This is a genomic window from Betaproteobacteria bacterium, assembly GCA_016791345.1.
GTDB lineage: Bacteria > Pseudomonadota > Gammaproteobacteria > Burkholderiales > JAEUMW01 > JAEUMW01.
This window is the reverse complement of sequence record JAEUMW010000144.1, coordinates 1-10,061: the sequence shown is the minus strand read 5'-3', so window position 1 is coordinate 10,061 and position 10,061 is coordinate 1. Positions and strand designations below refer to the sequence as shown.

General features: G+C 67.3%; 11 protein-coding genes. 3 read left to right on the top strand and 8 right to left on the bottom strand.

The features are described 5' to 3' along the window. On the bottom strand, positions 1-374 hold a 374-nt coding region (locus JNK68_05970; GenBank protein ID MBL8539902.1), incomplete at its 3' end, for an AMP-binding protein. Positions 375-397: 23 nt separating this feature from the next. Then, positions 398-1,846: a hypothetical protein gene (locus tag JNK68_05965; GenBank protein MBL8539901.1), complete on the bottom strand. Its 1,449-nt coding sequence runs from the start codon at positions 1,844-1,846 to the stop codon at positions 398-400. A 290-nt stretch (positions 1,847-2,136) separates the two neighbouring features. On the opposite strand from JNK68_05965, the gene JNK68_05960 reads away from it, so the two are divergent. Continuing rightward, entirely contained in the window at positions 2,137-2,403 is a 267-nt protein-coding gene (locus tag JNK68_05960) for a hypothetical protein (protein MBL8539900.1), read from the top strand. 44 nt (positions 2,404-2,447) lie between these two features. Here JNK68_05960 and JNK68_05955 read toward each other — a convergent pair whose 3' ends face one another. Genes JNK68_05955 through JNK68_05945 form a run of 3 tightly spaced genes read right to left on the bottom strand, consistent with a single transcriptional unit; the run spans position 2,448 to position 4,543 of the window. Next, complete coding sequence (locus JNK68_05955) at positions 2,448-2,726, bottom strand: hypothetical protein (protein MBL8539899.1); 279 nt, start codon at positions 2,724-2,726, stop codon at positions 2,448-2,450. Between the two features lie 33 nt (positions 2,727-2,759). Then, positions 2,760-3,971 carry a DUF1343 domain-containing protein gene (locus tag JNK68_05950; GenBank protein ID MBL8539898.1) on the bottom strand — a complete coding sequence of 404 codons (1,212 nt, stop codon included), beginning with the start codon at positions 3,969-3,971 and terminating at the stop codon, positions 2,760-2,762. After that, positions 3,968-4,543 carry a DOMON-like domain-containing protein gene (locus JNK68_05945; protein ID MBL8539897.1) on the bottom strand — a complete coding sequence of 192 codons (576 nt, stop codon included), beginning with the start codon at positions 4,541-4,543 and terminating at the stop codon, positions 3,968-3,970. Before JNK68_05945 ends, JNK68_05950 begins: the two co-directional genes overlap by 4 nt. 147 nt (positions 4,544-4,690) lie before the next feature. Between JNK68_05945 and JNK68_05940 the strand changes: the two genes are divergently transcribed. Further along, the gene (locus JNK68_05940; GenBank protein ID MBL8539896.1) at positions 4,691-6,637 is read left to right on the top strand and encodes an ATP-dependent DNA helicase; all 1,947 of its coding nucleotides are present in this window, start codon (positions 4,691-4,693) and stop codon (positions 6,635-6,637) included. Here JNK68_05940 and JNK68_05935 read toward each other — a convergent pair. After that, positions 6,625-7,983, bottom strand: coding sequence for a TAXI family TRAP transporter solute-binding subunit (locus tag JNK68_05935; protein ID MBL8539895.1), 1,359 nt, complete (start codon positions 7,981-7,983; stop codon positions 6,625-6,627). The two genes, JNK68_05940 and JNK68_05935, sit on opposite strands and share 13 nt — an antisense overlap. A gap of 87 nt (positions 7,984-8,070) precedes the next feature. Between JNK68_05935 and JNK68_05930 the strand changes: the two genes are divergently transcribed. Then, positions 8,071-8,931 (top strand): isoaspartyl peptidase/L-asparaginase, encoded by an 861-nt coding sequence (locus JNK68_05930; protein MBL8539894.1) that lies wholly within the window; start codon positions 8,071-8,073, stop codon positions 8,929-8,931. A gap of 8 nt (positions 8,932-8,939) precedes the next feature. Here the strand turns inward: JNK68_05930 and JNK68_05925 are convergent, their stop codons facing one another. Both JNK68_05925 and JNK68_05920 read right to left on the bottom strand, forming a co-directional pair. Beyond that, complete coding sequence (locus JNK68_05925) at positions 8,940-9,329, bottom strand: DUF1232 domain-containing protein (GenBank protein ID MBL8539893.1); 390 nt, start codon at positions 9,327-9,329, stop codon at positions 8,940-8,942. Between the two features lie 26 nt (positions 9,330-9,355). Next, on the bottom strand, positions 9,356-10,061 hold a 706-nt coding region (locus tag JNK68_05920), incomplete at its 5' end, for a radical SAM protein (GenBank protein ID MBL8539892.1).

The following is a 10,061-nucleotide window of genomic DNA, read 5'->3' as shown; positions in this document are numbered from 1 at the left end:
TCCTGTGGCCCGGTTTCCGCAGTGAGGACAGCGGCAACCCCTGCCGCGGCAAACGTGCTGGCAACACTCGAATCCGTATCGTCGTCCAGGATCGCCAGTTTTGGACGGGTGGCGCTGATCAGCGTCTGGATCTCGAACGGAGTGAGGCGACCGTCGATCGGCACCGCACAGGCGCCAATGCGCCAGACGGCGAGCAGTTCGGCAAAGAACTCCAGTCGATTGCCGAACGGGAGAAAGACGCGATCGCCCCGAATGACCCCCCGCTGACCCAGCCGGGCGATCCGACGGGCAACCTGACGGCCGATCTCGGAGCGATCCCAGCGGCGGCCCGTGACGGGCTCGATCAGGTTGCCAACGGTGAGGTCGATTGACATGGCGGTACCATCCTAGAGTGCATTCAGGCGAGGCCGAAAAGACCGAAGAAAAACTGCGTTCTGGTGGCAAACGACACTTCGGGGAAGTGATCCCAAATGCGAATCAGCGCAAAGAACGTCCAGACGGCAAAGATTCGACCGGCCCGCCGAGCGAGGCCCGGGGGAAGCGCCTGCCCGCCGCGTCGCTGCTCGCGCTGCATCGAGACGAAGATGCCCACGGCCAGCAGCAGGCAATAGAAGAGCCGCGAATGGTGTGCCCAGACTGCCCCAAAACCCTGCACGACGAGTGCGCCCTGGTCGAGATCGACGAGGTGGCAGTAGGTGTTGCCGACGAAGGCAGCCGCGAAGACCGCCGCGAGCGTCCGCAGCGCCGGCCATCTGCGGAACCACCTCGCGAAGGTTGGCAGGAAGAAGAAGTCGACGAGTAGTTCCTTGTAGTAGAACTCGAGGCGTGCCCAGAACTGCGAGACGGTTTCCGACAGGAGCGGCTTGTAGGTATTGCGGAAGATGTAAAAGCCAAATAGGCGAAACACGCCGACTACGCCGTGTCCGAGGACGGCGACTTGAAATACCCGGCGAATGAGTTCGAGATAGATGGAGAGCCAAGATTGCCAGAAGGGTGCATGGCCGCCCTGTGCCAGGAGATCGCCAAAGGCGGGCAACGCCGTCGGTGCGAGACCGCCGAGGGCACGGCGCGCCCAGTTCGGACTGCCGTAGACCAGACCCTCCATGGCGCTCAACATTGCCTGCCAAAGGCACGCCAACAAGATGAGCTTGATGCCGGCCAGTTGCGTTCGCGCGAGCGCATGTTCGTCCTGCGCCTCGTGCCGGCCAAGGTAGTCGAGACCTTTGCCGAACGGAAGGAAAGCGAACCAGCCCACCTGCAGCGGGAGGAGGTAGATCAGGTGGTGGGTGATCGTCGTACCCGAGACCTTGCCGCGCTGACCCGAGAGCAGCAGGTAGCTCATGCGCCACAGGAGCAGCGGGAGCATGAGGGCGACCCCGATCAGCACGCTTCGCCAACCGGACGGGCCGTCCGGCGCCAACCAGAGCAGCAGCAGCAGACCCCAGAAGAGCCCGTGCAGGGTGAACTGCGGGTGGCGCCGGACCACTGCCGGGAGGGTGGCGAAGCGAGCGGATGCCGTGAGGCAAACTCCAAGCAGCATGACCGTCAATGCCAAGGCAGAAGCGATGACGCCACTGGTCAAGGGGAAGGCTTCGACCGACGACGCGGCCTTTACGAGTTGCGGCGTCCCCACGAGAACTGCCGTGGCTCCGAGGAGGAGACGGCGTCGCGTCGGATTCAGCCAGCGCAGTGTCACGCCGATTTGCGCCTGCCACCAGGCAATGATGCGCGGATCTTCATGCCAGTTGCGCAGGCGCGCCGACGCGGGCGTCCAACTCGCCTCGGACTGATCCTTCCATTGGATCCGAAGCTGCTGCAGCCGCTGCAGGCTCGCTGAAATCAGCATCGCCGTTTCACTCCTGCGCGACCTCGAACGTCGAGTGACGCTGGGGATGGACGATGACAACGGTACCCACGCTCATGGAGACGATCGATCGACTGAGATTCGGAACGGCGCCCGGCACAGTGCCGGTGTTGCCGCGGGGATGGTTACTGTTGAAGCAGCAGATGTTAGCGCCGACGCCCGAGCGGCCGTACCCGGTAGCGATGAGTGGTTGATACGACGCGGTGAGCGGAAACCACTCTCAGTGCGGGATGTGCAGCGTCAGGCAGCGAGGATTTCAGGAGGGTTCAGGAGTGCTGGCTTGCGTTCTGCAGCGCCTTGGCCGTGATCTCGTGGTACAGGTGGGATACGCGAGCCGCCAGCGCCTGGTACTCGACGTGGTGCTCGGTGAGGGTGTCGAACCGGGTGGCAAGATCGAGGGCCTGCTCGAGAAATGTCTGATCGAACTCGTCGAGCGGCTCGCCTCGATCGACCCTTTCCTTGAGATCGAGGGTTCGCGGAAGGGTGTGCTTCTGCAGTTCGTCGAGAAGGACCTGGACCAGTCCCAGATCTGGGGGTGACTGATGCACGTTGGGCAAAGGCAAATCAGTGGCGCGGCGACAGATCAGGCGCTCTTCTCGTTTTCGAGCGCTTTCTGCGTGATCTCGCTGTAGAGACTGACGACGCGCGCTGCGAGTGCCTGATATTCCGCGTGCTGCTCGACGAGCGGCCGCATCTGGTTGGCGTCGCTCAGCATTTCCTCGAGATGCGTCAGTTCCACGTCCGCCAGCCGCTCGCCGCGGTCGACCTTCTCCTTCATCTGCAGCGCGCGCGGCAGACGCTGCTTCTCTAGGCGCTCGAGAAGCACCATGACCAGCCCGGTCTGATCCAGCTTGTCGCTCATGGCGTACTCCGCATTCGTTGCCGTCGGCCTGACTCAGCCAGCAGGATACAGCAGAAATGCCTCGCGCTCTTCCCGCCACGCGACTTCGTCGGGGATCGTGAGCGCCTCCAGATCGGCGGCGTCGGCTGATGGATCGTCGACCCACTGGCGCAGCAGTTCACTGCCGTTGATGAGATCGAAGGCGAGCCGATCGTGCTCGTACTCGTAGGGGAAATCGCGCCAGATCGGGTAGTCCGGCCGCAGTGTGCGCAGGGCCTTGAGAAGGAGGGCGACGAGGCGCCAGGGGCGGAACGCGTCGTGGTCGTAACCGTCTCCTTCGGCGTGGATCTGAATGCCGGCGCAGAGGCTACCCGCGTGCTTGTGGAAGGTGGGTTCGAACCAGCACTCCCGCAGCCGGCAGCCGTGCATCCAGTGCGGGGCGATCCCGGCCATCGCGGCGAGCAGTCGTCCGGGCTCGATATCCGCTGCTCCGACCAGTTCCAGCGGCCGCGTCGTGCCGCGCCCCTCCGACAGCGTCGTGCCTTCGAGCATCACCGTTCCGGGGTAGCAGCGCGCCATCCAGAGATTCGGCGCATTCGGGCTCGGATTGATCCAGATGCGCTCGTCGAGAGGCCAGCCATGCCCGGGGCCGTGCGTGGGCGCCCAGTCCGTCATGCTCACGACCTGACAGTCCACACCGAGACGCAACGATGCGACGAACCAGCGCGCGAGCTCGCCCAGCGTCAGGCCGTGCCGCATCGGCAGGGGCCCGGCGCCGACGAAACTCTCCCAGCCCGGCCGCAGCCGCAATCCCTCGACCGGGCGCCCGACGGGATTCGGACGGTCCAATATCCAGACTGCCTTGCCGTGGGCGGCTGCCGCCTCCAGCACGTAGCGCAGCGTCGTGATGAAGGTGTAGATGCGGCAGCCCAGGTCCTGCAGGTCGACCAGCAGCACGTCGAACGTGCTCATCATCGCCGGTGTCGGGCGGCGAACTTCCCCGTAGAGGCTGAACACAGGAATGCGGTGGACCGGATCGAGGAAATCGGGCGACTCGATCATGTTGTCCTGCTTGTCGCCGCGCAGGCCATGCTGCGGTCCGAACGCCGCGGCAAGCTCGATGCCGTCGCACGCGGCGAGCGCATCCAGCGAATGCGTGAGCGACCGGGTGACGGAGGCCGGATGGGCGAGCAGCGCCACCCGGCGCCCTTGGAGCGGCCGCCGCAGTTGCGGCTCTTCCAGCAGGCGCTCGATGCCGACCTTCATCGTGCAGCACCCGCGACGTCGCCCGCCGTGGGCGCGAGTGTCAGCACGAACGCCTCCGGATGATGGAAATCGGGCTGACCGGGCAGGTGACGCAGCGCCCAGTAGGAGCGCTCGCCCCGTTCGTTCTCGACGACTGCGGACAATCCGAGCCGCAGCGGTGCATGCGTCGGCACACCTGGCAGGGTATCGAGATCGAGCGTGGCGGTGAGATCGAGACGTTCAGGGGTGCGTTGCACGGAGAGGGCGGGACCGCGGTCGATCTCCACCGTGCCGCCGTCGCGGTAGCGGCGGAACGCGTAAATTGTCCACGCCGTGGAAGGTGCGAGGTTGAGTTCCCAGTAAGCCGGTGTGTCCATCGATGCGATGAAGGCCTCGAAGCAGGTATGCTCCCAGAGTCGTTCCCCGCAGCGCGATGGCTGAGCCACCGGCACGCGCAGGTGTTCGAGCTGACCCGTGAGCGCGTAACGCAGCACCAGTCTTTGCGGTGAGGCCCGCTCCGCGCTTGCCTGGATGTCGATCACATGGCGGCCCGGTGTTGCGGGGTGGCAGACGAGGGCGCGCCAGGACGGCATGGGATCGAGAGTGGTCGGTCGGAAAAGCGGGGCGGTTGCGGCGTGGAGGTTATCACGAGATCCATCCATACACCCGGGCGTGCGGGGGCGCCGCTGCCCGGCGCACGAAACAGACGTACTGCACAGTACACTTGACACTGCCTGCCCATGACCGACCTCGCCTCCGTCTTTTCCGCAACCGGTGCGCTCGCCGCGACGGTGTCCAGCTACCGGCCGCGCGCGCAGCAGCTCGCGATGGCGCAGGCGGTCGCCGATGCCATCGAGCGCCATGGCGTGCTCGTCGCGGAAGCAGGCACGGGCACCGGCAAGACGCTGGCCTATCTGGTCCCGGCACTGCTCGCGGGCGGCAAGGTGATCATCTCGACGGGCACCAAGACCCTGCAGGACCAGCTTTTCACCAAGGATCTGCCGACCGTGCGCGATGCGCTGAAGGTGCCGGTCACGGTGGCGCTGCTCAAGGGGCGGGCGAACTACGTCTGCCTGCACTACCTGGAGCGCGCGCAGAGCGAAGGACGCTTCGCGAGCCGCGACGACGCGCGCCACCTGCCGGTCATCGCGCGCTTCGCGAAGAAGACGCGCAGCGGCGACAAGGCCGAATGCGCCGGCGTGCCGGAGGGCGCCGGCATCTGGTCGTGGGTCACCTCGACGCGGGAAAACTGCCTCGGCGCCGAGTGCGCGCAGCACAAGGACTGCTTCGTGATGGAGGCGCGGCGCCGGGCCATGGCGGCGGACGTCGTGGTCGTCAACCATCATCTCTTCTTCGCGGACGTCATGCTCCGCGACGAGGGCACGGCGGAGCTCCTGCCTGCCTGCAACACGGTGGTCTTCGACGAAGCGCATCAGCTGCCGGAAACGGCGAGCCTCTTCTTCGGCGAGAGCGTCTCGACCTCGCAGGCGATCGAGCTCGCGCGCGACAGCCGGCTGGAGGCGGTGGCGAGCGCACCGGATTTCGTGTCGCAGCTTGCCCCGGCAGCGCAGGCGTTGGACAAGGCAGCGAAAGACCTGCGGCTCGCCTTCGAGCGCTCCGAGGGGCGGCTGCCGTGGTCTGCCGTCGAGCACGATCCGCGCTTCGAGCGCGCGCTTGCCGGCATGCTCGACAAGCTGCAGGCGTTGCGTGCGCTGCTGGAGACGCAGGCGGCGCGCAGCGACGGCTTCGAGCGCTGTCTGGCACGTGCGCAGGATCTCGCGCAACGCATCGAGCGCTGGCGTTCCGGCGTCGCCGGCGACTGCGTGCGCTGGGTCGAGCTCTTCCCGCACGCCCTGCAGCTCAATGCCACGCCGCTCTCGATCGCCGAAGTCTTCAAGCGGCAGCTCGAGGGGCATCCGCGCGCATGGATCTTCACCTCGGCCACGCTCTCGGTGCGCGGCGACTTCCGCCACTACACCGAGGACATGGGGCTCATGGATGCAACGACTGCGGCGTGGGACAGCCCCTTCGACTATGCGAGCCAGGGCCTGCTGTACGTGCCGGAGACGATGCCCGAGCCGGCGTCGGAAGGCTATACCGCGGCCGTGGTGGCGGCGGCGCTGCCGGTCATCCGCGCTGCCGGGGGGCGCACGTTCTGCCTCTTCACCTCGCTCAAGGCGATGCGAATCGCGCGCGAACTGCTGGAGGCGGCGTTCCGGCGCGAGGGCCTCGACTTCCCGATCCTGGTGCAGGGCGATGGGCCGAAGAACGATCTCTTGGAGCGCTTCCGCAAGCTCGGCAATGCCGTGCTTCTCGGCAGTCAGACCTTCTGGGAGGGCGTGGACGTGCGCGGCCCGGCGCTGTCGGTCGTGGTGATCGACCGGCTGCCCTTCGCGCCGCCGGACGACCCCGTGCTCGCGGCGCGTATCGACTGGTTCACGCGCAGCGGGCGCAATGCCTTCATGGAGTATCAGGTACCCGGGGCGGTCATCACGCTCAAGCAGGGGGCCGGGCGTCTCATCCGGGACGAGACCGACCGCGGCGTGCTGATGATCTGCGATACGCGCCTCGTTTCCAGGCCGTATGGCCGGCGCATCTGGCAGAGCCTGCCGCCGATGAGGCGCACGCGCCGGCAGGAGGACGCGGAGGCGTTCTTCGGGCAGGCGCCAGCGCGTCAGGTGGTCTGAGGGGGGACGGCGTCGGGCGCTGCCGCACGCAGTCCAGGGTGCTGCTCGCGGATCTCGCGCCGTACCAGGCGGATGTGCTCCTTGAGGGTGTAGAGCTGGTCGGCGTAGGAGAGAGGCACGCTGATCTGCGCCACCGAGTGGTCAATGCGATCGAGCCGCCGCAGGAGATCGGGAATCGCGTCCCGCGCGGGGTGTGCCGCGACCTCCTGTTCCAAGAACTTGAGCTCGCCGTACCAGCGATACACGCGCGAGCGCACGCGCCACGCATAGAGCGGCGGCACCACCTTCGTGAGCGGCACCACCACCGCGACCAGGGGCAGCAGGAGCACCCAGAGCCGTTCGACCAGGTTCGCCAGCCAGAACGGCAGATACTTGTACAGGAAGGGGACGCCGGAGCGATAGAAGCGCTCGGCCTGGTCCGAGAGCGGGAAATCGACATCGATGGGCGCCGGGAATTTGCCCTGGGTCTGAAACCAGCCGGCCCCGCCGTGCACTTCCTTCATTGCGGCGAGCAGCAGATAGGCCAGCGCCGGATGCAGATCCTCGGTGCACACGATGTTGGTCGTCGGCGCGACCAGAGACACATCGTGCGGCGGGATGTCGTGGATGAAGTCGACCGTGCTGCGCGGCAGCGTGAGCTTGGTCAGGAAGGGAAAGCGCAGCAGATACGCCGGTGCGTTGTCGAGGCTCATAAGCGCGATGCCGGGCGTCGAGAGCAGGTCCTGCACGACCCTGGCCTGAGGTGCGGACACGATGAAGGCTGCGTCCAGGTCGCCCTCGATAAGCCCTTCCGCGGCCTCCTTCGCGCCGGCGTAGGCGAGTTCGGTCGGCGGCAGGGGCACGCCATTGAGCGCCAGCAGCTGCAGGGCCAGCACGCGGGTGCCGCTGCCATCGGGACCGACGGCGACGCGCTTGCCGCGCAGTTGCACCAGGCTGCGGACCTTGAGCTTCTGCCGCACGAAGATCCAAACCGGCTCGTAGTAGATGCTGCCGAGCGAGAATATGCGGGAGTTGCTGCCCACGGAGCTGGTTCCACTCTGGGCGAAACCGACCTCGACGCCGGCCTCGGGGTTCATCAGCAGCGCCAGGTTTTCCAGCGAGCCGGCCGAGGTGCGGATGTCGAGCGTGACGCCGTGGCGCGCGAGAATGCTGCGGTAGCGTTCGGCGAACGCGTAGTAGGCGCCGCCTTCGGCGCCGGTCACGATCGTGAGACGACGCGGCGGCGCGGGCTGGACGAACTTGAACGCGATCCAGAAGGCGAGGGCGATGAGGACGAGCGCCGGTCCCACGGCGAGCAGCAGGTCGCGTGGCGAGACTTCGCGCAGGGCGCGCCTGCGCGGAGGCATGCGGGGAGCGTCGACGGGCGTCATGGAGATCAGGGATTATAAGTGCTGCGTCCCTGGGTTCACCCATACGCTGCAGAGGGAGGGTTGATGCGTTACGGTCTGGTGGTGCACGGGGGAGCCGGCGTCTGGGACGCGGACGCGCACGAGGACGCGGTGCGCGGCGTGCGCGCAGCGGCAACGCTCGCACGCCGGATTCTCGCCGCAGGCGGCGCCGCCATCGACGCCGTGGCGGCGGCGGTCGTGGCGCTGGAGGACGACCCGCTCTTCAACGCCGGCACCGGTGCCTGCCTCAACCTGGATGGCGAGGCCGAGATGGACGCGCAGGTGATGGACGGCGAGGAGCTGCGCGCCGGCGCGGTGGCGGCACTCATGCACGTGCGCAATCCGGTTCTGGTGGCGCGACGGGTGATGGAAGAGACCGGCCACGTGCTGCTGGTCGGGGCGGGCGCGCTGCGCTTTGCGCGGGGGATGGGCTTTGCCGAATACGATCCGGTGACCGAACGCGCGCGGGCGCGATGGCGCGAACGACGGCAGGAGCGAGGCGGCACGGTCGGTGCCGTCGCGCGCGACGCGCGCGGGCGCTTCGCCGCCGCGACGTCCACCGGAGGCGTTGCGCTCAAGCTTCCGGGCAGGGTCGGTGATACGCCGGTGCCCGGTGCCGGCAACTACGCGACGCCCACAGCAGCGGCGTCCGCCACGGGACACGGCGAACTCATGTTGCGCACCCTGGCGACGAAACGGGTGTGCGACTGGATCGGGCGCGGTCTCGGAGCGCCGGCCGCCGTCGAGCGCGTGCTCGCCGAGATGGCGGACACCGTCGGCGCGCAGGTCGGGCTGATCGCGGTCGACGGCGATGGCTGTCCCGGTCTCGCGCACGGCACGGCGCACATGCCGTTCGCGTACCTGCGCGAGGGCGACAGCGACCTCACTGCCGGCCTCGCGCGCTAAAGTACGCGTCACGCCAGCGCGGTGCGCAGCCATGCAATGGCGGCGGCGCCGTATCGCGTCCACAGCCACCACAGCAGGGCGCCCCAGAGCAGCACGATGACGACGGCAGCCACATAGCTGCGCGGGCTGTGTTCGTGCTCGCGCAGATGCCTGTCGGCGCGCGCACGGCATTCGTCCAGCACCGGCGGCGGGATCAGGCGGAAGATCAGGTAGATGGCACCGGGCAGCAGGATGAATTCGTCGAGATAGCCGATGAGGGGGATGAAATCGGGAATCAGGTCGATCGGACTGAAAGCATAGCCGGCGACGAGCACCGCGAGGATCTTCGCCAGCAGCGGGGTGCCGGGGTGACGACACGCGAACCACAGCGCGAGCAGGTTGCGTCTCAGCCGCCGCATCCAGTGCAGGATGCGGGGATTGATTTTCAACGCACGGCCTCGGCCCAGAGGTCGTGGCTGTCCGATTTCACCACGCGCACGCGGATGAGATCGCCCACCGCCACGCCGCGCGCCTTCGACACGTGCACGACGCCGTCGATCTCGGGAGCGTCGGCAAACGAGCGCGCGATTGCCCTGGTGCCGTGCACTTCGTCGACGAGCACGTCGAGAACCCTTCCGACCTTCGCCCGCAGCCGCTCCGCGCTGATCCTTTCCTGCAGCGTCATGAAGCGCTCGCGCCGTTCTTCCTTGACCTCTTCCGGGACGTGTCCCGGGAGCGCGTTGGCGCGTGCGCCGTCGACCGGCGAATAGGCGAAACAGCCGACGCGGTCGAGCTGCGCGTCCTCCAGGAACGCGAGCAAAGCGTCGAACTCGGCGTCGGTCTCGCCGGGAAAGCCGACAATGAAGGTGCTGCGGATCGCGAGTTCCGGACAGATGGCGCGCCACGCGCGGATGCGGGCGAGGTTGTCCTCGGCACTGGCCGGGCGCTTCATCAGCTTGAGGATGCGCGGACTCGCATGCTGGAACGGCACGTCGAGGTAGGGCAGGAGATTCCCCTCGGCCATCAGCGGAATGAGCTCGTCCACGTGCGGGTAGGGATAGACGTAATGCAGGCGCACCCATGCGCCGAGCGAGCCGAGTTCGCGCGCCAGGTCGAAGAAGCGCGCGCGCACGTCGCGGTCGGCGAAGCGG

Coding starts and splice junctions, on each gene's coding strand:
- JNK68_05940 (MBL8539896.1), top strand. CDS start 4,691: ATGACCGACCTCGCCTCCGTCTTTTCCGCAACCGGTGCGCTCGCCGCG.
- JNK68_05945 (MBL8539897.1), bottom strand. CDS start 4,543: ATGCCGTCCTGGCGCGCCCTCGTCTGCCACCCCGCAACACCGGGCCGC.
- JNK68_05965 (MBL8539901.1), bottom strand. CDS start 1,846: ATGCTGATTTCAGCGAGCCTGCAGCGGCTGCAGCAGCTTCGGATCCAA.
- JNK68_05925 (MBL8539893.1), bottom strand. CDS start 9,329: ATGCGGCGGCTGAGACGCAACCTGCTCGCGCTGTGGTTCGCGTGTCGT.
- JNK68_05930 (MBL8539894.1), top strand. CDS start 8,071: ATGCGTTACGGTCTGGTGGTGCACGGGGGAGCCGGCGTCTGGGACGCG.
- JNK68_05950 (MBL8539898.1), bottom strand. CDS start 3,971: ATGAAGGTCGGCATCGAGCGCCTGCTGGAAGAGCCGCAACTGCGGCGG.
- JNK68_05955 (MBL8539899.1), bottom strand. CDS start 2,726: ATGAGCGACAAGCTGGATCAGACCGGGCTGGTCATGGTGCTTCTCGAG.
- JNK68_05935 (MBL8539895.1), bottom strand. CDS start 7,983: ATGCCTCCGCGCAGGCGCGCCCTGCGCGAAGTCTCGCCACGCGACCTG.